Genomic DNA, 20608 nt, shown 5'->3' on the forward strand with positions numbered 1-20608 from the left:
TCATCACCATCTCTATTCTGTGTCAATTCAGCTTGGATATGTAACTATATTGAAAATTTTTTGGTAAATAGCAATAATTGAAGTCTTGTAAAAGTAAGCAGTTTACTGTCATGGGCAGGTAAGTCAAAATGCTTTTTTGCATGGGAATGAAAAACCATTTTTTGGTTAATAATATATAAAATTGGAAAAAGAGGTGAATTTATGAGTTACCCTTATCTATTGCTGATTTGTTTGCTTATAATGTTATCAATCGCTCTTGTTATGTATTATCTGGGAACAAAAATTTCATATAATTACATTCTGTATAACGCTTCCGTTACAACCGGCTTTGGTGTTATTTTCTTTTTATTCAAGATGATCTTCACAGTGGACACTAGCGCCCCTATTGAACAAATACTGGATATTGTTATAACGATGCTTCTCTTAACCGTCTGGCTTGCTACCTTAATGGAAACTTTTACAGTAGAAGTGATGGAAAACGGGCGAGAAATAAAAGGAAATCTAATAACGTTGGCGAAGAAGCTGAAAGATGTCGAAATTAAAAAAATTCCTTCCAATATTGCAAGGCTATTTAAAGTAATATTAGTTAACACAAAAACTTACTTGACGAAACAGAAGCTTACGTTAAAAATCCAAAAATGGATTGACGGATACAGCAAAAATAGAGAAGTGAATAAGAGGGTGTGATTGATTTGAAAAGGGGTGTTTTTTTAGATCGAGATGGTGTAATCAATGAAGTACTGACAAATCGCGTTAAATTCGTAAATAAACCAAAGGATCTTTATTTTTTGCCTGGTGTACCGGAAGCTATAAAGAAATTAAATGTTTATTTTGATTATGTCTTTGTGGTAACCAATCAGGGAGGCGTAGGGCTAGGATTTATGAAAGAAGCCCAACTTATCAAGGTTCATGAGCATATGATCAAAGAATTAAAAAAATCTGGTGCTATAGTCCATGATGTAGCATATTGCCCACATAAGCCAAAAGCAGGCTGCGAATGCAGAAAACCTGGCAGTAAAATGATTGTAGATCTAGGAAAAAGGTACAAGATTGATTTAGCGAGATCATATATGGTAGGAGATACCGATACCGATATCCTTGCCGGGAAAAAAGCTGGAACCAAAACCGTTTTCCTAGGAGAAAGCGACCCGTTAGCGGACGCAATATTCCCGGATTTGGCAATGGCCGCAGATTGGATTATTGAAGATGCCAAGTAGAGATCATTAAAAAAATCAACCACTTTGTACCAATTAAAAGTGGTTGAGAAATATACAGCTTATTTTCTTTTCTTTTTATCAACAGGATCCACATAAGAAGCCTTCTTAACCACTTCTAATTCTACTTGTACACGATATTTATTTTCCTCTACCTCAGTTACCTCCGATATTTTACCTTTTCGGCCCTTGAGTTTTACCTCTGAACCAACTGCAGGAACTTCATTTAATAATTTACTAATGAAAAGTGTGTTTCGTTCGTAAAAATGCACTGCGAACATAATCTATCTCCCTTCAACTAAATATACTTACATTCTATGAATCTAATTGAATTGTAGAAGGAAGAAAAATGTAAAAAGAGAAATAAATATCGAGAATTTCAATAATGGTAAATTTTTAATTGTTGTCTCTGTTTACATCATTTATCCATATTTAATTAATAGATTGTATTTTTACACCAGAATGTTTTCTGGCAGTTAAAAACCTTTCGCATATACTATTTCCAAGGGTGATGAAAATTGATTAAAGTTGGTTATGATGCCGGGCATGGATTCCATACAGCAGGTAAACGGACGCCGGATGGTGAAAGGGAATGGTCATTTAACGATAAAGTTGCCCGAGCATTTGCAAATGAATTGGCTCTTTATAAAGGCGTAATGACTAGAAGGTTTGATGATCCGACGGGTCAAAGGGATGTTCCGCTAAGAGAACGTACAAATGGGGCAAATAATTGGGCAGCTAATTTTTATATTTCCTTTCATCACAATGCATTAGGGAGTCGTTGGGGAAATCATACTGGTGTAGAGACCTTTATTCATACAAACCCCCAACCTCGAAGTATTGAGTTGGCAAATGCAATCCATCCTGCAGTCGTTACCTCTTATGGTCTTAGAGATCGTGGCATAAAACGCGGTAATCTGCACATTGTCCGTGAAACAACCATGCCCGCAATTTTAATTGAAGGCGGCTTTATGGACAGTCTGATCGATATCACCAAACTCAGAAAAGATGCCGTTTTGGCAAGTGCCGGTAGAGCTGTCGCGCAAAAACTTGCGAAGTTTGTTGGATTGTCTAGAGTGTTTCCGGAAAATAGGGAGGAATTGTCGATGGCACAATATGAGGAATTAAGACGTTTAATAGATGCCCAGGCTAGGAGAATTCAAGAGTTGGAAAGGCTTATTGGGCTAGAAGAACGTGAACCGCTTGCCACCCATGCAAAAGAGTGGGAGTGGGCTACAAGAATTGGTCTGTTAACTGATATTTATCCGAACCGTCCACTTACCAGGGAGCAGTATGCAGAGGTTGAATACCGAAAAGCGTCAGGTGAAATTCAACTGAAAGTTGAGCCAGAATAAAATAAATAAAAGGCTTTAAAATTGGCCTTTGTAACTTTCTTACTCTGAATTTAGTATCGACTAGATTCAGATTTTTTTATGTACACATGAACTGTATGATTAACACGCATAATAACAAACATAATCTTAATTTAAATCAGGTGATTACATGAAAAGAAAAATAGTGGGTTTCGTATTCGTTGTCCTCTTTCTGCTCGCTTTCGTTGTCATATCGATTTCTATGACACCGACAAAAAAAATGAGTGGAATTGAAATTCAGTCCTCTGCAAAGCCGGTCATTCTGCTTACAGTTGATTCCCTAATGAGTGAACCACTCAAAGAAGCAGTAAATGATGGCAGCGCACCGGCTTTGTCTTTTTTAATAAGGAACGGACGATATATCCCGGATATGATCAGCTCATATCCAACCATGTCCGTCGCCATCGACAGTACCATCTTGACCGGTACCTACCCTGACCAACATAAAATACCTGGGCTTATTTGGTTTAGCCAACAGGGGAACAGGATGATTAGCTATGGTAGCGGTATGAGGGAAATATGGAACAATGGCGTGAAAAATGTAGCAAGAGATAGTATTGTCCGATTAAATAATGATCACCTAAGCAGTGGGGTGAAAACCATTTATGAAGAGCTTGAAGAAGCTCAAATTCCATCTGCATCAATAAATGGGTTGATTTTTAGAGGCAATGAGCCCCATCAATTGAACGTACCCAAGATGCTATCGGTCGTGCAGTTGCTTCCCAGTGAAATTAAGGTAAGTGGACCAAGGATTATGTCACTTGGTGCCTTATCGCAATATAATCCAGATAACAACAAGCATAAATTTATTTGGAACCGCTTGGGTGTAAATAATGATTTTACTATTAACGAGTTAAAATATTTAATTGACCACAATAAATTGCCTCCTTTCACGCTTGCTTATCTGCCGGATCTCGATGCAAAGGTGCATAGAAAAGGAACCGAAGAGGGGAGTGAGATTGAAAAATTAGACCAATCCATTCAAGAACTCTTTAATCTTTTCGATTCATGGGAGGAAGCAGTGGAAAAAGTAACATGGATTGTAATGGGGGATAGTGCACAATCCGTCATTCAAAAGGATAAGGACAAGGGGTTAATTGATCTTAACCAAACACTAAAGGATTATTCATTTTGGAGCGGAGATAACCGCGAAGGACAATTAGCCATTGCAATTAATGAACGTATGGCCTATATCAATTTGAATGATGAAACTATCAATATAAACTCGATTATTGAAAAACTAAAAACAGATAAGCGTATTGGATTGATAGCATGGAAAGACAAAGATATCAATTATGTAATAAATCCAGAACGGGAAACGATACTTTCATTCTCAAAAGAAGGACAATCCCAAGATATATATAATCAAAATTGGGATTTGGATGGTGATTTATCGATTTTAGATCTATCATTATCGACAGATGGCCTACTTCAATATGATGCTTATCCGGATGGGCTTGCTAGACTTTATGGGGCGCTGAATTCTCATGAAGGCGATTTCGTTATAGTGGATGCTAAACCCTCCTTTGAATTTATAGAAGAACATAGTCATGACCACGCAGGGGGAGGGGCACACGGTTCTCTGCATAAGATCGATTCAACTGTTCCCTTAATTTTTACTGGGACCAACACACAACCAAAGTATAACCGTCTTGTGGATATAAAGGAATGGATAATGGGAATCGTTAGGTAAATTGCACACCAATTTTGCAATTGTTTGCTATTTGTATGCTTATAAAGATTATTCATTTGAATAATTCTGGGAATGAGTTTTCATACTAGTGATTATAGGAATTAAAAATTGGAGGTACGAAAGACAGTGGCTAAAGAACCTATCACGGTAAATGCGATTATAAATGGCGAGAAAATACAGACGGAAAAGAAAATAGAACGTGAAAATCCAACACATCCTGAAGAAATTGTCGGTTATGCGCCGAATAATACAAGGGAAGAGACAATAAAAGCAATTGATGCTGCATATGATGCATTCCAGTCCTGGGCATGGACAGACGTTGAGGACCGAATTAATCGAATGAAGTCAGCTATTCAGAAAATTAAGGATGCGACACCCGAAATTGCTGAGTTATTATCTCGTGAGCATGGAAAAGCATTATATGATGCACAGGGAGAAATTGCCATTTCCCTTATGTGGATGGAATTTGCCTGTGATCATGTCAAGAAAGTAACTGCACCTGAAACTAAGGAACATGAAAGTGGCAAAACAATTATCACCCATGACCCAATAGGAGTGGTATCTGCCATAACGCCTTGGAACTATCCCATTTCATTATCCACTATAAAAATTGCACCTGCTTTATTAACAGGGAATACAATGGTGCTAAAACCAAGTCCATTAGCTCCATTGGCTGTTAGCCGGGTAACGGAAATAATATCGGATGAATTTCCTCCTGGTGTACTAAATCTCGTAAATGGTGATGCAGAAGTTGGCGTGGAACTAACATCGAATGAAAAGGTGGCGAAAATTGCCTTTACAGGTGGAACAAAGACAGCCAAACATATCATGAAAGCAGCATCGGATACAATCAAGAAAATGACATTGGAACTTGGAGGCAATGATGCAGCCATCGTACTGGAAGATTTTGATGTGAATGATGAACGTGCATTACGGAGAATGGTTATTTCTAACTTCTTGACGGCTGGTCAAATTTGTATGATTGCCAAGCGTGTATATGTGCACCGTTCCATCTTTGATGCATTTGTGGAAAAATATATTGAAGCAGCAAACAAATGGATCCGGGTTGGAGATCCATTTAATCCGGATGTAACGGTTGGTCCTGTTAATAATAAAAACCAGGTACAATATGTACAAAGTCTAATTGAGGACGCGAAAGGTAAAGGGGCTAAAGTAATTCCCCTCGGGAAAATACTGAATCCGGAACTTATGGACAATGGCTATTTCCTGCAACCAACTCTTGTCCTTGGTGCGGATTATCGTGACCCAATTGTGGTTGAGGAACAATTTGGTCCAACTGTTCCAATCCTTCCTTTTGATGACGAAGAGCAAGTGATTAATCTTCATAATGAAAGCATTTACGGGTTAACAAGCTCTGTTTGGGGAGAAGAGGAGCATGCAGTGAAAGTTGCCCGCCGAATAGAAGCGGGTACAACAATGATTAATACAGCAGCAGTTCAGGGACTTGATGTTCGCTTCCCATTCGGAGGAGTGAAACAGTCCGGCGTTGGGCGCGAATATGGGGAAGATGGCATTAAATCTTATACAGAAACACACGTAATCAATTTACCGAACAACCTTGAGTTACCATATATACCTGAGTAAATATCAAGTAAGATTGAAAATAAATTAACTTTGTTAAGCTTCTGCAAAACTTGCAGAAGTTTTTTAATTCACGCGATATGGCTTTAATTTGTATATTCTGCTCGAAGTCTCACAGTCTAAATAGTAGCTTCAAAATTAGTATCCATTCCAAGCTCCTCATTTCGAAAGGAAGTTTTACAGTGAACCTGTTTCGGGGCGATGCACATAAGATTTATTGCCATTTGAAAAAGAATCCTGCCAATATACCTCATTCAAAGTATCTAAAAGAGATGAAGGAAGTGAGAGATTTTTATCAATCCGTTGATAGTGAGCTATTAAAGCTGATTTTTTATCGATTGATTAAAGAAAAGAATGGTTCGGGTATGATTCCTGTGTATGTTTCATCAATTCCATTTTTGTTTTTGATTTTTTCAAATAATTTACAAGAAATTTTATTCGCACAGGGAAGTAAGTATTGGTTAATTTTTGTAATCATATATATTGGAGGGATTACTTTTAGTTTATTTCTTCATTTTCGTGAAAAGGCTTGGGCTGCTTCTCATATCGAAATTATTCAGGATATACTAAATGAACGAAAAGAAAAATAATGGAGCCCTTCCACACGGTAGATAGGCTCCATTTCTTCTTATAGTGCTTTTTGCAGAGTCGCAAAGTAAGGTGCTTGTCCAAATCGGAAATATGTGAGTAAGTAGCCGTCTTTTGCCACTACCTGGCCATTTTGTAATGGGTCATAATCAATGGAAAATGGTATTATAAGCGAATGCTTGAAGAATTCCTTTTCACTTAAATCGAATTGTGCAAATTCCTCTCCGGCTACGGTTGGTGTTTCTTTTAATAAAGAATAGATTTGTTTTTGAACATCGCGGGAGACACGTTCTTCCCACCAAAGCTTGCGGGGCTGGAATTGCTGCTTCGACAGATAATCCAGCTGCATTAGGCTGCGAACAATTTCCAGGTTTACATTAGCTTGAGTAGCTAGGAATTCTTCAAGGCGCTTAAATAGATCTTCTAGCTGATGGCCGATGCGAGACCATCCTTTTTGCTCCCAGTACGTACCGAAGTTTTGGAAGAAATCAAATGGCGTTTCAAAGACTTCCGTCACTAGGTATTCAATCGTATAATCCATGCGATGATCATTCCAATACTTTTCAAGAACATCCTCTGCATGTTTAATCCGTATGATTTCATCGAAGGTAAGAACGTTATTTGAGAATATCTCATAAGGTGCCAGATCTACATAAGTGTAGCCATATTGTTTAGCTTGAACTCGTAGTCCTGTACCGCGCAGAAGCTTTAAGAAGCCTAGTTGCAGTTCTTCCGGACGCATGGCAAACACATCGTTAAATGTTTGACGGAAGCTAGTGTAATCTTCTTCTGGAAGACCTGCTATTAAATCTAGATGCTGGTCTATTTTGCCGCCTTCTTTCACCATGGTAACAGTTCGTTTAAGCTTTTCAAAATTTTGACGGCGCTTCACAAGCTCATTTGTTAAGTCATTTGTCGATTGAACCCCAATTTCAAATCTGAATATTCCACGAGGTGCATTGTCGTTCAAGAATTGAATAACTTCCGGACGCATAATATCCGCTGTTATTTCAAACTGGAACACAACACCTGGTTTATGTTCATCGATTAAAAATTGGAACATTTCCATGGCGTAGCTGCGGCTTATGTTAAATGTACGGTCGACAAATTTAATCGTTTTGGCTCCATTATCCATTAAGTATCGAATTTCTTCTTTGATTTTATCTCGGTTAAAATAACGAACTCCCACTTCTATAGAAGAAAGACAGAATTGGCAGGAGAAGGGGCAGCCACGGCTCGTCTCAATGTATTGGATTCGCTTGCCCAGTGAAGCACGGTCCTCTTCAAATCGATAGGGGCTTGGCAACTCACGCAAATCAACTTTCTTTGGTTGGGCATGAATCTTCATTTTCCCATCCTTTAAGTAACAAATCCCAGGAACATCCTCCAACGGAATTTCTCCATTAAGATATTGCAGCAAGTTTTTGAAGGAAAGTTCGCCTTCCCCCATAACAATATAATCAACTTCCGGAATACGACGTAACCAATCATGTACATCGTAGGAAACTTCCGGTCCACCCAAAATGATTTTCGTATTCGGCGAAACAGTTTTGAGCATTCGGATAACCCCGATCGTCTCTTCAATATTCCAGATATAACAACTAAATCCCACGACATCCGGTTTATATTGATACAGGTCGGAAACAATATTAAAAGCTGGATCTTTAATTGTATATTCAATGATTTTTGGATCAAATTCAGGCTGTGCAGCACCCTTTAAATAACGCAGCGCCAAGTTCGTATGGATATATTTGGCGTTCAAGGTTGTTAAAACTATATTCATTAATGAATCTCCTTTTTAGACACTTATCAAGATATAACTATACGATTTTTAATGGTCAACGTCTAGAGATTATACGTTTTTACAGGGGGAGGGGAGTTCTTTCAAAAAAAATATCTATTTTATCTCCTATTTGTTTGCTTTATCGCCTTTTTGCACTATAATTGACTAGTCAATAATTGACGGGTCAAACAATTTTGATTAAATAAATTGATGAATCTATACGAAAGTGACATTATAAATAAATTAATTGAAAGAGGTTCCTAAAATGGTAAATACACTAACAACAATTCAACAATTGATGCATGAGAGAAAATCGGTTCGAAAATATAAAGAGGGTGTTGAAATTGCTCGGGAAAAACTACAAACATTATTGAAAAATGCCATTTCAGCACCTTCATCCAGCAATATGCAGCCATGGCGCTTTATCGTGATAGACGATCAGCTGCTAAAAAAAGAGTTGCGCCACATTGCAAATGATCAAGAACAAGTCGAAACATCTTCAGCGATTATTGCGGTCCTTGGCGATATGGAAATGTACAAAAAAGCACAACAAATTTATGATGCTAATTATACAGAAGGCTTCATGAGCAGAGAAATTGCTGATTTGATGATAAAAAATTCGGTATCCTTATATGGTAACCTACCTGAGGAAAAATTAGCGAGCCTAATTCATTTTGATGCTGGACTGGTATCGATGCAAATCATGTTATTGGCAAAAGACATGGGTTATGATACCGTGCCGATGGGTGGCTTTGACAAAGCTAAGTTCGCTGAAAAATTTAACTTGCCGAAAAATGAAATACCTATTCTACTGATTGCAATTGGCGAAGCAGCTGCTCCTGCATACGGATCATCACGTTTGCCGGTTGAACAAATAGTGAAGTTCCTTTAAAAATTACCATATCTACTATTTTATAGATATCCTAATAAATGTAGGCAAAGGTGATGCTTTGTCTTTGTCCATAATCTTTTGCAGGCGGGAAAATTTCCACCTGCTTTTTTAATGCACAAAAAAGTTTGCTTCCTATCGGTGTTTTCTTAATGTTTTTCTGCTAATATTACTATTTTTTTAATAACTAAACGTTTACACATTCAACAAATAGAATCTTCCATATTATAAAGTATCCTAACTAGGGAGGTGAAACGATGTCTTATAACTACGAGGGAGGCAGTTACAACAATCAATTTGTATTAATCGTTGTACTGTTTATTTTACTAATTATTGTTGGTGCATCGTTCATGGGTTATTAATTTTACAGGGAAGACCAGGCTGTTTTTGCCTGGTCTTTTTTACTGTTACATACAACCACTATGCAATCGAGTCAATCCAGATATGAATTCTGGGAACACTTGCTGTTCTTAAGTAACAAGTAGCAGGGAAATAAGATACGGTAGATTTTGCAAAAGTCAGGAACTCATTGAATCTCCAAAAAGTATAGCAGGGAAAATTCAAAAAGGTTAAAGAACTTTTTAAAATTGTTAGTTTTTACTTACCATAAGAGGGAAAATAAATAACCGAATCAATCATAAAACAGAAGACAAAAAGAGAGAGAAGGGAATGTATGACTGAGGACTTATTAGAGCTCTATGATATTTTGATCAGAAAAGAGCGAAAGATGAATGACGCGCTTCAAATCGTCAGCAGTTTAAAGGGGAATCAATTTTTAGGAGAATTAATTATACGCACGGAAAAACTCATCATAAGGTCATTGGGCGGCGAAAACGAGCATTGGATCGAAATCAATCAATTTAATGACGCCTTCTTCCAATATCGGCAGGGTTTTATAAAAAAGGAACAGTTAATCTCAATAATTAAGAAAACAATAGATTAATGGTTAAAGGATATAATTTAATAATTCTTTAATTATGATTCTTTTATATTTGTTTCAAGCTATAAAGGTGCGTCCAGAGAATTTTTGGACGCCTCAGCTTTTGAAAAACGCTTTTCATCTGCGTGATTAATCTTTGACGAAGCACCCACATAGGCTAAATTCCTCAAATTTTACTCCTTATCTTATTCATCTGTGTTATCAAGATTTTTAGTATTCTAAGTCTTTAGGAACAGCTAAAATATTTTTTTCTTTTGTATGATTTTTAAAACCAACTCAAAAAATTTTTTTCTCCTCCATCATAATTTTTTCATAATTTACTATAAATATATAATTTTATACCTATATTGGAAAAATGAACGGGAAGTTGACAGCTTCTCTTTTTGTTATTTTTAGCTATTAGCTGGAAGTAACCTATAGTAACTTCATAACTATTCAATAATGAATAAAGAGAAGAATAATATGCTTGTATATTTAAAACTGTATCGTTTATGCTTTAATTTTCTTATTAGAACAATATTTTTTCTGTTTAGTGCAAAAAAAATGGATTGACTTGAGGTGTATTATTGTCTTACAATTTAGAAAAATTAGAATAGTGAGAAATATTACTCAAGCATCATTTTTATGTAAACACTTACATTTGATTCTATTTATCTAGTCTTACTATTACTTTTCCTCTTAAGTTAGCAGCACAATTTTTTATTGGATTAGCGTAGTGAGGGTGAGTAACGTTAATTCTCTTTCTGTTTTTTTCTCTTTGAAGCAGTTATATAACCGTCACCACATGCGGATATACCAATATAGGTTTCTTTAGGTAATCGCTAAGTTTCCAACATAGAATGATCAGCCAACTCCAATCCCATTAGCGTATTAAGTTGATATTTTTGAACAATCGATTAAAGGTTTCATCAGCTCAGGAAAAGGAGGTGACAAACAAATGCATGAAAATAAATCTGTAGACATGATATCAAGCATAGTTTTGATAGCGGTTTCAATTATTCTTTTTATTGCTACTTTTTCATTCAGGGCAATGACTGTTTCCGATATAGGACCAGAATTCTTGCCTAGAATTGTGGCGATCACACTATTTATACTTAGCATTTCCCTTTTTATCAAAGCATACGTGCAGAAGAAAAAGGAAGGGGAAATCCAAATAGCAGAGGAAATTGAAAGTGTTCCGCAAAAGGAAAGTAAAAAGGAAATTTATTTATTAGTTATTACTACTCTTATATTAATTGTCCTTTATTTAATAGTATTGCCCTCTTTAGGATTTTTAATAGCTACTACTGTTTACTTATATATCCAGATTTACTTAATGGCACCTGCCGATAAAAGGAACCACATTAAAATAGGATTAGTTTCGGTGCTTTCCTCAACAATTATTTATTTTGTTTTCAGAAATGTATTTTATTTAATGCTGCCATCAGGAATTTTAGGTTAAGGGGGGGGAATTATGTTTGATTTAATTATTGAGGGGTTTTCGCTTGTTCTTAATTTTCACACGATGCTGCTGATTTTAGGCGGAACACTTCTCGGGTTAATGTTCGGATTGATACCGGGTTTATCCGCGACTATGGCAGTTGCAATTTGTTTGCCAATTACTTATGGAATGGGCCCGGTTGAAGGATTTGCGTTGTTGATAGGACTTTATATCGGGGGATCATCAGGAGGATTTATTCCCTCTGTACTGCTCAATCTTCCCGGTACTCCATCATCGGTAGCGACCACTTTCGATGGATATCCAATGGCTCAAAAAGGATTGGCAGGCAGGGCATTTGGGATATCCATTATCACTTCATTTTGGGCAGGATTAATCAGTATCATTGTTCTGGTTTTAGTGGCGGAGCCTTTAGCAAAATTCGCCTTAAATTTTGGACCTTTTGAGTTTTTTGCTGTAGCACTTCTTGCTTTAACTTTAATTTCAAGTCTTTCAGAGGGTTCATTATTAAAAGCGCTTATTGCTGCTCTACTTGGATTAACATTTGCTTTTGTTGGATCTGCGCCAATTGATGCATATCCAAGATTTACATTTGGTATGAACGAACTTTCCGCCGGTTTTAATATGCTGCCGGTATTAATAGGTATATTTGCGATATCGGAAATGCTGAAAATAATAGAAAACAAAAACAAAATAAGCACTCCCGGCAGTCAATTAAATATAGATCAGGCGAAAATTAAAGGATTAGGATGGCCGCTAAAAGATTTCTGGAAGCAGAAATGGAACTTCATTAGATCAACTATCATTGGTTTAGGTATCGGGATATTACCAGGTATCGGAGGCGGAACTGCCAATCTAGTCGCATACGGGACTGCGAAGAAACAATCAAAATATCCTGAAAAATTTGGCACAGGTATAGATGACGGAGTTGTAGCTTCAGAGGCTTCAAACAATGCCACTATTGGGGGAGATATGGTTCCATTAATATCACTTGGAATACCAGGTGATACGGTTACGGCCATGTTATTGGGAGGCCTTATGCTTCACGGTCTTCAACCGGGACCGCTTCTTATCGAACAGAACGGTCCAATTGTTTACTCGATTTATGCGGCTTTATTTATCGCCAATATATTTATGGTAATTCTCCTATACCTAGGTATGCGTGGTTTTGTAAAGATGCTTAGTATTGAAAAGTATTACCTTTATCCGATTATTATCGCACTATGCGTAGTAGGTGCGTTTGGGGTAAATAATCGTTTGTTTGATGCTTTTGCACTTTTAGGTTTTGGAATCCTTGGATATTTAATGGTTAAAACAAAATTCCCTCTTGTACCTCTAATTCTAGGTTTTATTTTGGGACCTTTATTAGAAACGAATTTAAGAAGAGGATTGCAATTATCAGACGGAAGCTTCATGCCATTTGTGACTGAACCAATTTCCGGGTTGTTCTTGCTAGCTACAGTTTTATCGATTGTGTTCAGTGTTATAAAAGAAAGAAAATCACGTATGAACAAATCTGCTAATATAGCAGGATAAAAAACATAAAGGGGCAATGGGATATGAAAAAAAGTTTTAAATTAGTAGCGGTCATTTTGGTAGCGCTGTCAATGTTATTAGCAGCATGCAGCAGCAGTAATGAAGGCAGCACTAGCACTAGCAGCAGTAGTGGTAATTCTGACGGGGGCGAATCAAACTATCCAACAAAACCTATTAATATTATAGTTCCAGCTGGTGCAGGCGGGGATACTGATAGAAATACTCGTATTACTGCTGAATATTTGGCAGAGGAATTGGATGGCAATTTAGTAGTAAGCAATGTAAATGGTTCAGGTGGTACGGTTGGTGCACAACAAGTATTGGATGCAGACCCTGATGGGTACAATGTATTGGCATTCCATAACTCAACAATCATTAATAGTTTGCTAGAATTGGCGGACTTTGGATTTGAAGATTATCAACTGGCTGGTTCGGCAATTACAGACTTGTCAAACTCATTTATTGTCAATGCAGATTCAGAATTTACAGACCTGCAATCATTAATTGATGCAGCGAAAGAAAAGCCAGGCGAAATTACGATTGCAACAGAAACTGGTGCATTTACTCACTTGCAGCTGTTGGCATTCCAGAATCTGACTGATACTGAGTTTAAAATTGTCGATGTTGGAAGTGCTTCAGAAAAAACTACGGCATTATTAGGTGGACAAATTGATATCATTCCAACTCAGTTGGGATTAGTGCAAGAGTATATTGAGTCCGGAGATTTCCGTACACTAGGTGTTATGTCAGAAGAACGACTTGCTGGTGCACCGGATGTTCCAACTTTTGTTGAACAAGGTGTTGACCTGAAATTTGATAAATTCTTTTATTGGGGCTTCCCTAAAGATACTCCTCAAGAAGTGGTGGATAAATTCAGTAAAGCATTAGAGATTGTGACGAACAATCCGGAATTCCAGAAAGAAATCGAACCTCACTTATTAAATGCAAACTATCTGAGCCCTGAGGAATTATTCGAGCATTTTGAAAAAACAACAGAAGAATATAAGGCATTGCTTGACGCCGCTCAATAAACGGATTTACGGTTGATACCTAAAAAATAATTGGAAACTGATAGGCAAATTGTAGACTATCCAGCTCTGGATAGTCTACTACAGATTGAAGGAAAAACCTTTTCAAGGTGGGATTGCAAATGGTTGTAGGAACAAAACCGCTCTATATAAAAGTACATCCAAGTGATAATACAGCAATTGTTGTGAATGATAGAGGAGTGGAACAGGGAGCCAGGTTTGATAGTGGCATAGAAGCAATTGAAAAAATTCCTCAAGGTCATAAAATTGCACTGGAAACAGTGGAAGCAGGCGGTATGATAAGGCGATATGACGAAATTATCGGCTATGCGGTTAAACGTATCGAAAAAGGAAGCTGGATTAAAGAGTCAATGTTGACACTGCCAACACCGCCTTCACTTGAAAACTTAGATATTGGTACAAATATTAAAGAGATACTAATAGAACCAACAAAGCGCACTTTTAAAGGGTTTCGAAATAGCAATGGCACGGTTGGGACAAAGAACATTCTAGGGATTACTACGAGTGTGCAATGTGTCGTTGGAGTCCTTGAATACGCGGTTGAAAAGATAAAAAAACAACTACTTCCTCTATATGAAAATGTCGATGATGTGGTTGCTTTAAAACACGCTTATGGTTGTGGTGTCGCGATTCAAGCTGAAGACGCTGATATTCCGATTCGAACGATTACGAATCTATCGACACATCCCAACTTTGGCGGAGAAGTAATGGTCGTTGGATTAGGTTGCGAAAAATTACAGGCTTCGGTGATTACCGATGATGCAAAAAATATATTGCTGCTGCAAGAAAAGACCGGTTTTCAAAATATGGTGGAAAGTATTTTGGAAATGGCTGAAGAAAAACTGAAAAAATTAAATGTCCGCAAGCGGGAGGATTGTCCGATTAGTGATCTGGTTATCGGAGTCCAATGTGGAGGAAGTGATGCCTTTTCCGGTGTTACTGCAAATCCGGCTGTAGGTTATGCTTCCGATTTATTCATTAAAGCCGGAGCAACTGTATTATTTTCTGAAGTAACAGAAGTAAGGGATGCCATTCATTTACTAACACCCAGAGCAATAAATGACCAAGTTGGAAAGGCTTTAATCAGGGAAATGAAGTGGTATGATGATTATTTAGCTAAAGGAAGTGCAGACCGAAGCGCAAATCCAACTCCAGGCAATAAAAGAGGAGGACTTTCCAATATTGTAGAGAAAGCGTTGGGCTCTGTCGTAAAATCTGGTACATCACCCATTGTGGATGTACTTGCTCCAGGAGAAAAAGTAAGGCAAAAGGGATTAGTATTTGCGGCTACACCTGCAAGTGATTTCGTATGCGGGACCCTTCAAGCCGCATCCGGCATTCATCTTCAAGTTTTTACAACCGGCAGGGGGACTCCATATAACTTACCTGTAGTACCGGTACTTAAAGTTTCTACGCGCAGCTCATTAAAAAAGGAATGGCACGATTTAATTGATCTAGATGCCGGGACTATTGCGACTGGCGAGGAAACATTGGAGGAAGTAGGTCAAAAAATCTTCGAATCTATTATTCGCATTGCAAGTGGTGAGGAAAAAACGTGGGGCGATCACTGGGGGATTACAAATGATCTAACATTATTTAATCCTGCTCCCATCACGTAAATGTATGTCTAACCATATTACGATTGAAAAGGTGGAATTAAAATGACAGTTGAACGACCGATTCCTACAGGGATATTAGGTTTCCCAGTAACGCCGATGAATGAGGACCTATCCATAAATTATGAAGGCTTTCAAAAAAATATAGAATTTCTAATCGAAAATGGTTTGAATTCTATATTTATTGCATGCGGGGCAGGGGAATTTCATGCCATCAGTGAAGAGGAGTATGAACAACTCATTATTAAAGCAAAAGAAGTGGTGCAAAACCGGGTACCTATCTATACGGGTGTTGGCGGTAAGATCACGGAAGCTTTGAGACAGACAAAAATTTCTGCCAAACATGGGGTAGAGGGGTACTTAATATTACCACCATATCTAATCGATCCTTCACAGGATGGAATCTTTGCATATTTAAAAATGATTATTAAGAGCACAGACTTAAACGCAATTGTATACCAACGTGATAACTGTATTCTAACGCTGGATACACTGAAAAAATTAGCCGAATTACCTCAACTGGTCGGCTTCAAAGACGGTGTGGGCAATATTGAAACAAATGTCGAATTTACCCAAGCATTAGGAAATCGATTGGCATGGATCAATGGAATGCCGCTGGCGGAAGTGACAATGCCGACTTATTTGAATATAGGTTTTGATACGTACTCATCTGCAATTTCAAATTATATTCCTTTTGTATCTCGTCAATATTTGAATGCGCTAATCAGCGGCAATCATGAAAAAGTAAAACAAATATATGAAGACGTAATATTCCCTATTCACAATATCAGAAAACAAAAGAAAGGGTATGCCGTATCCCTCATTAAAGCGGGGATGAATATTGTCGGTCTTTCAGTCGATACCCATGTCCGTCCGCCTATTGCTCCAGTGGAACAACAACACTATGAGGCATTGGCCAAAATTATTGAACGGGCAATAGAAAAATATGCCGAAGTACCAGGCGGAAATGTAAGTTCCAATTAATTGACAAAACGAATTATAGTCACCATGGGAAAGAAGAGATAATTTTATATCTCTTCTTTAATTTTTAAAAGGATGTGGAAAAATGGAAAAATTTAAAGTATTAATTCCTTTACCCGTTTCTCAGGAAGCGTTGGATATTTTTGAACAACACGATTGTACGGTTATTTGTTTACCGAATGATTCTGAACAGGAAATTGAAAAATATATAGAAGAAGTCGATGCTATTCTTCTTCGGACAACAAATTTTAGAAAAGAAATGATCGATAAGGCCAGAAATTTAAAAATCATCGCTAGGCATGGTGTCGGGTTTGACCAAATTGATGTGGAGTATGCCATTTCAAAAGGAATTCAAGTATGCTACGCACCATTATCCAATATTAATTCTGTAGCTGAACATACTGTTATGCTTATGATGGCATTGGCAAAACGCGTAAATGAAGGGCAAATTGCAGTCAGAACAAATCAATTTAATAAACGTAATGGTTTGTTAGGTATAGAGCTGAAAGATAAAACCGTAGGACTCATAGGTCTCGGAAATATCGGAAAGCTGGTGGCGCAAAAGTGCCACTTTGGATTTGGAATGAATATTATCGCCTATGATCCGTACGTCAAGGAATTGAATGAAGAGTATATCCACCTTGAAGATTCATTGGAGAAGTTACTAAAGAGTGCGGACTTTATTTCTCTTCACGTACCTTATCTACCTGAAACCCATCACTTAATTGGTGAAAGGGAGCTCGAACACATGAAGCCTACCTCATATTTAATCAATGCCGCACGAGGAGGCATTCTCGATGAACAGGCGGTTTTGACTGCTATTCATAACGGAGTGATTGCCGGGGCGGCATTAGATGTATTTGAAGGGGAGCCCTTTGACATTAATGAAGGATGGTACTCTGTAGAGCAAGCTGTACTTACACCGCATGTTGCAGCCTTGACAATTGATGCAATGAGGGATATGGCGATCGTAACGGCTACTCAAATAGTCGATGTGAAATGTGGAAATCAGCCATCTTTCAGCCTGAACGAACAAGTAGCGAGGAGGTAGTATATGGGGAAATTGCTTGTCAAACAACAACCATTACAATCGTTGTGCAGAGAAATTTTGGCAAAACCATTAAATCGTTCAGAAGCGGAAATTATTGCAGATTCTCTCGTTTTTGCCGATTTGTATGGAGTCCACTCCCACGGTGTTATTAAACTAAAAGCCAGCCTGGATCGCTTAAATAGTAAACTTATAGAGCCCAAAACGGAGATTCAATTAGAGCGTGACATGAATGCCGTTGCCCTACTCAATGCGAATAACGGCTGGGGTCAAGTGGCTTCTGTGCAAGCAATGGATCTTTGTATTGAGAAAAGCAGGACGTTTAACGCAAGTTTCGTTGGTGTCAAAAATTCCAATCATTTTGGAATTGGAAGGTATTATACAATGAAAGCTGCCAAAGAAGGAATGATTGGTTTTGCTTGCTCGAATGCCTCGAATTATATGGTGCCGTTTGGAGCCAAGACACCAAGCATTGGAGCAAACGCATTCAGTATGAGTGTTCCAACGAAAAATGACTTTATAATAACCCTGGATATGTCGACGAGTAATGTAGCAAGAGGCAAAATTGCAATCGCACAAAGAGATGGGAAACCCATTCCAAATGGATGGGCCATTACGATTGATGGGGAAGATACTACAGATCCAGAAGAAGCGATGAAAGGGTATTTGTTGCCTCTTGGCGCCAAAGGTTCCGGTATGGCCATTATGCTGGATATTCTTTCGGGGATATTAACTGGTTCAAACTTCGGTGCCAATATTCCTTCCCAATTTGAAGGGAATGAACCTCAAAAACTGGGTCATCTCTTTGGTACCATGAATATTGAAAGTTTCATAGATATGGACAAATTTTATGAACGAATCGAAGTCAAAGTAAATGAGACCGTTTCGACAGAACCAATGGAAGGGTTTGATCGGGTGGTTATGCCGGGTCAGCAATCGTATGAAACGTATCAGAAAAATAGTCGGGAAGGGATTCCTTTGGATAAAGCTGTTTTGGAAGAATTAATTTCATTGGCGAGAACATATGAAGTGGATGCAATATTTATAGAAGAATTGCTTTCAGCCATTGGAGGTGAAATCTGATGGGAAAAATTATTATAAAAGAGGATATCTTGTCTTCTCTTTGTGTAGAAGTTTTTTCCTGTAAAGTCCCACTTCATGAAGCAAAAATCATCGTTGATAATCTAATTGAAGCTGAACTGACCGGTGTCTCCTCTCATGGAGTGACCAAGGTATTTGATTACCTAGTAAGACAAGAAAAAAATTTGATTTCAGCAACTACTGAAATTGAAGCAGAACGAGATGAAATAACAACTTTTACTTGGAATGCCCATAATGGCTGGGGTGCGGTAGCAGGGAAGCAGGCCATGCAGGAGTGTATTGAACGTGGCAAATTATATGGCGTAAGTTTTGGAGCAGTAAACCATTCAAATCACTTCGGCATTGCATCTTACTATACAAAAATGGCTGCGAAAAAAGATATGATTGGTTTTGCATTTACGAATTCCTCAAGTCTTATGGTTCCTTATGGCGGAAAAACACCATCTTTAGGAACAAATCCGATTTGTATAAGTATACCGACAGGGACAGATGTTATTGTGACCCTCGATATGTCGACAGCAATCACAGCGAGGGGGCGCATTAATTTGGCGCAAAAGTTAAATCAAAAAATCCCCAATAACTGGGCCATCACTGCTGATGGAAATGAAACAACAGACCCGACAGAAGCGTTACAGGGCTATATTCTGCCTATGGGTGCGAAAGGCTCCGGCTTAGCGATCATGGTTGATATAATCACAGGCGTATTAACAGGTGCCAACTTTGGAAGTGGTGTGCCAAGACAATATGAAGAGGATATCCCTCAAAATTTAGGTCATCTTTTTGGAACAATCGATATTTCGAAGTTTATCGATTTAGATGATTTTTATAAAAATATGAAAGATCGAATCGACCAGATCGTTAATTCAGAACCCATGGAGGGCTTTAATCGTGTCATGTACCCTGGTCAAATTGAACATGAGAGAAAATGCGAACAACTCGAAAAGGGTATAGAGTTGGATAAGGAAATTTATTTGGAACTCATTTCATTAGCAAAAAAATATAATGTTAACGTGGAACAGTATGAACATATATTGAATGAAGTAAGATAAACAGAAGCTGTGGCAGGGGTGAATGTCAAAGAAGCCTAAAAACTAAATCATGCTTATTCTCTATTGATGTATAAGATAAATTAAGGAAGCGAAGAGGAGAAGGTGTGGTATTGCCGAAACATATTTATCATTGGCCATACCTCCTATTTTAAGAGGATTATGGCTCTTTTCAAATGTATGTGTTCTTCAGTTTGTAGAATTCAAATCCCTAGTAAAGTCAGATATCATAGACACTTTTTTTCTTGTAATCTACTAATAGAAATAAATTTAGAATCAACAGAGAAATGAACATCGTCAATGGAATTACCCATAAATATGCATCATTCAAAATCAAACCAACGAAAAAAACCAACAAAACCAACAGGGGAGATAGAATGTAATAGACTTTGGTATTATACAGCCAACCATAAGGAAAGAAATGCGCACTCGTAATGAGGGCAAAGAATATAAGTGCATCGTTTGGATTGGAAAAGAATACCCAAGAAATTAAAGGAAAATAAACCAACTGTGCGAGGTTCAAAATTAAGCCTAAATTTCCTAGTGGGTTGCTCTTAGCCTTCCAAAACTGCCAGCGGAAACATCAAGCCTGTAGAATACAAAGCAAATATATTCTTCATATTGATTTCAAATGATTGTTAGGAATAGGTCGGTGATGATTCCCCATATTATTACCCCTCATAACAAGAAGGAGGTACCGTTTTTGCTCTT

At 37.7% G+C, this 20608-nt stretch carries 20 protein-coding genes; 17 read left to right on the forward strand and 3 right to left on the reverse strand.

Features of this window, described 5'->3' with window-relative positions:
* Positions 1-201: 201 nt before the first annotated feature.
* Positions 202-687, forward strand: a complete 486-nt coding sequence (locus tag QYB95_RS08020; RefSeq protein ID WP_301137792.1) for a hypothetical protein — start codon at positions 202-204, stop codon at positions 685-687.
* A gap of 5 nt (positions 688-692) precedes the next feature.
* Positions 693-1217, forward strand: coding sequence for a D-glycero-alpha-D-manno-heptose-1,7-bisphosphate 7-phosphatase (locus QYB95_RS08025; RefSeq protein WP_301137793.1), 525 nt, complete (start codon positions 693-695; stop codon positions 1215-1217).
* A 59-nt stretch (positions 1218-1276) separates the two neighbouring features.
* On the opposite strand, the gene QYB95_RS08030 is transcribed toward QYB95_RS08025, so the two are convergent.
* On the reverse strand, positions 1277-1495 hold the full coding sequence (locus QYB95_RS08030) for a hypothetical protein (RefSeq protein WP_301137794.1): 219 nt from the start codon (positions 1493-1495) through the stop codon (positions 1277-1279).
* A gap of 237 nt (positions 1496-1732) precedes the next feature.
* Here QYB95_RS08030 and QYB95_RS08035 point away from each other — a divergent pair, with 237 nt between their 5' ends.
* The 4 genes from QYB95_RS08035 (at position 1733) to QYB95_RS08050 (ending at position 6472) form a co-directional block, all read left to right on the forward strand.
* On the forward strand, positions 1733-2569 hold the full coding sequence (locus QYB95_RS08035; protein ID WP_301137795.1) for an N-acetylmuramoyl-L-alanine amidase: 837 nt from the start codon (positions 1733-1735) through the stop codon (positions 2567-2569).
* Positions 2570-2717: 148 nt separating this feature from the next.
* Positions 2718-4280, forward strand: a complete 1563-nt coding sequence (locus QYB95_RS08040; RefSeq protein WP_301137797.1) for an alkaline phosphatase family protein — start codon at positions 2718-2720, stop codon at positions 4278-4280.
* Between the two features lie 126 nt (positions 4281-4406).
* Positions 4407-5885, forward strand: a complete 1479-nt coding sequence (locus tag QYB95_RS08045) for an aldehyde dehydrogenase family protein (protein ID WP_301137798.1) — start codon at positions 4407-4409, stop codon at positions 5883-5885.
* A gap of 179 nt (positions 5886-6064) precedes the next feature.
* A complete protein-coding gene (locus QYB95_RS08050; RefSeq protein WP_301137799.1) occupies positions 6065-6472 on the forward strand; it encodes a hypothetical protein in 408 nt (135 codons plus the stop codon).
* A 38-nt stretch (positions 6473-6510) separates the two neighbouring features.
* On the opposite strand, the gene QYB95_RS08055 is transcribed toward QYB95_RS08050, so the two are convergent.
* On the reverse strand, positions 6511-8253 hold the full coding sequence (locus QYB95_RS08055; protein WP_301137800.1) for a B12-binding domain-containing radical SAM protein: 1743 nt from the start codon (positions 8251-8253) through the stop codon (positions 6511-6513).
* 265 nt (positions 8254-8518) lie between these two features.
* Here QYB95_RS08055 and QYB95_RS08060 point away from each other — a divergent pair, with 265 nt between their 5' ends.
* The 11 genes from QYB95_RS08060 to QYB95_RS08110 all read left to right on the forward strand — a co-directional run bounded on the left by QYB95_RS08060 (position 8519) and on the right by QYB95_RS08110 (position 19900).
* Complete coding sequence (locus QYB95_RS08060) at positions 8519-9145, forward strand: nitroreductase family protein (RefSeq protein ID WP_301137801.1); 627 nt, start codon at positions 8519-8521, stop codon at positions 9143-9145.
* 254 nt (positions 9146-9399) lie between these two features.
* Complete coding sequence (locus QYB95_RS08065) at positions 9400-9504, forward strand: YjcZ family sporulation protein (protein WP_301137802.1); 105 nt, start codon at positions 9400-9402, stop codon at positions 9502-9504.
* A 311-nt stretch (positions 9505-9815) separates the two neighbouring features.
* On the forward strand, positions 9816-10085 hold the full coding sequence (locus QYB95_RS08070) for a hypothetical protein (protein ID WP_301137803.1): 270 nt from the start codon (positions 9816-9818) through the stop codon (positions 10083-10085).
* Positions 10086-11019: 934 nt separating this feature from the next.
* Positions 11020-11523: a tripartite tricarboxylate transporter TctB family protein gene (locus tag QYB95_RS08075; protein ID WP_301137804.1), complete on the forward strand. Its 504-nt coding sequence runs from the start codon at positions 11020-11022 to the stop codon at positions 11521-11523.
* A 12-nt stretch (positions 11524-11535) separates the two neighbouring features.
* Positions 11536-13056 carry a tripartite tricarboxylate transporter permease gene (locus QYB95_RS08080; RefSeq protein WP_301137805.1) on the forward strand — a complete coding sequence of 507 codons (1521 nt, stop codon included), beginning with the start codon at positions 11536-11538 and terminating at the stop codon, positions 13054-13056.
* Positions 13057-13079: 23 nt separating this feature from the next.
* On the forward strand, positions 13080-14087 hold the full coding sequence (locus tag QYB95_RS08085; RefSeq protein ID WP_301137806.1) for a tripartite tricarboxylate transporter substrate binding protein: 1008 nt from the start codon (positions 13080-13082) through the stop codon (positions 14085-14087).
* A 107-nt stretch (positions 14088-14194) separates the two neighbouring features.
* Positions 14195-15724, forward strand: a complete 1530-nt coding sequence (gene garD, locus QYB95_RS08090) for a galactarate dehydratase (RefSeq protein WP_425609188.1) — start codon at positions 14195-14197, stop codon at positions 15722-15724.
* A gap of 42 nt (positions 15725-15766) precedes the next feature.
* Positions 15767-16705, forward strand: coding sequence for a 5-dehydro-4-deoxyglucarate dehydratase (gene kdgD, locus QYB95_RS08095; RefSeq protein WP_301137808.1), 939 nt, complete (start codon positions 15767-15769; stop codon positions 16703-16705).
* Between the two features lie 82 nt (positions 16706-16787).
* Positions 16788-17753 (forward strand): hydroxyacid dehydrogenase, encoded by a 966-nt coding sequence (locus QYB95_RS08100; RefSeq protein ID WP_301137809.1) that lies wholly within the window; start codon positions 16788-16790, stop codon positions 17751-17753.
* A 3-nt stretch (positions 17754-17756) separates the two neighbouring features.
* Positions 17757-18833, forward strand: coding sequence for an Ldh family oxidoreductase (locus QYB95_RS08105; protein WP_301137811.1), 1077 nt, complete (start codon positions 17757-17759; stop codon positions 18831-18833).
* On the forward strand, positions 18833-19900 hold the full coding sequence (locus QYB95_RS08110) for an Ldh family oxidoreductase (RefSeq protein ID WP_301137812.1): 1068 nt from the start codon (positions 18833-18835) through the stop codon (positions 19898-19900). Before QYB95_RS08105 ends, QYB95_RS08110 begins: the two co-directional genes overlap by 1 nt.
* A 217-nt stretch (positions 19901-20117) precedes the next feature.
* Here QYB95_RS08110 and QYB95_RS19305 read toward each other — a convergent pair whose 3' ends face one another.
* Positions 20118-20420 (reverse strand): DUF7010 family protein, encoded by a 303-nt coding sequence (locus QYB95_RS19305; protein ID WP_425609189.1) that lies wholly within the window; start codon positions 20418-20420, stop codon positions 20118-20120.
* Between the last annotated feature and the right edge of the window lie 188 nt (positions 20421-20608).

Origin of the sequence: Ureibacillus aquaedulcis (genome assembly GCF_030418165.1) — a bacterium.
Taxonomy (GTDB): domain Bacteria; phylum Bacillota; class Bacilli; order Bacillales_A; family Planococcaceae; genus Ureibacillus; species Ureibacillus aquaedulcis.

Excerpts from the sequence above, each read along its gene's own strand:
- QYB95_RS08060 (WP_301137801.1), top strand. The coding sequence starts at position 8,519 with ATGGTAAATACACTAACAACAATTCAACAATTGATGCATGAGAGAAAA.
- QYB95_RS08110 (WP_301137812.1), top strand. The coding sequence starts at position 18,833 with ATGGGAAAAATTATTATAAAAGAGGATATCTTGTCTTCTCTTTGTGTA.
- kdgD (WP_301137808.1), top strand. The coding sequence starts at position 15,767 with ATGACAGTTGAACGACCGATTCCTACAGGGATATTAGGTTTCCCAGTA.
- QYB95_RS08105 (WP_301137811.1), top strand. The coding sequence starts at position 17,757 with ATGGGGAAATTGCTTGTCAAACAACAACCATTACAATCGTTGTGCAGA.
- QYB95_RS08085 (WP_301137806.1), top strand. The coding sequence starts at position 13,080 with ATGAAAAAAAGTTTTAAATTAGTAGCGGTCATTTTGGTAGCGCTGTCA.
- QYB95_RS08055 (WP_301137800.1), bottom strand. The coding sequence starts at position 8,253 with ATGAATATAGTTTTAACAACCTTGAACGCCAAATATATCCATACGAAC.
- QYB95_RS08020 (WP_301137792.1), top strand. The coding sequence starts at position 202 with ATGAGTTACCCTTATCTATTGCTGATTTGTTTGCTTATAATGTTATCA.
- QYB95_RS08030 (WP_301137794.1), bottom strand. The coding sequence starts at position 1,495 with ATGTTCGCAGTGCATTTTTACGAACGAAACACACTTTTCATTAGTAAA.
- QYB95_RS08100 (WP_301137809.1), top strand. The coding sequence starts at position 16,788 with ATGGAAAAATTTAAAGTATTAATTCCTTTACCCGTTTCTCAGGAAGCG.
- QYB95_RS08080 (WP_301137805.1), top strand. The coding sequence starts at position 11,536 with ATGTTTGATTTAATTATTGAGGGGTTTTCGCTTGTTCTTAATTTTCAC.
- QYB95_RS08070 (WP_301137803.1), top strand. The coding sequence starts at position 9,816 with ATGACTGAGGACTTATTAGAGCTCTATGATATTTTGATCAGAAAAGAG.
- QYB95_RS08075 (WP_301137804.1), top strand. The coding sequence starts at position 11,020 with ATGCATGAAAATAAATCTGTAGACATGATATCAAGCATAGTTTTGATA.
- QYB95_RS08065 (WP_301137802.1), top strand. The coding sequence starts at position 9,400 with ATGTCTTATAACTACGAGGGAGGCAGTTACAACAATCAATTTGTATTA.
- QYB95_RS08040 (WP_301137797.1), top strand. The coding sequence starts at position 2,718 with ATGAAAAGAAAAATAGTGGGTTTCGTATTCGTTGTCCTCTTTCTGCTC.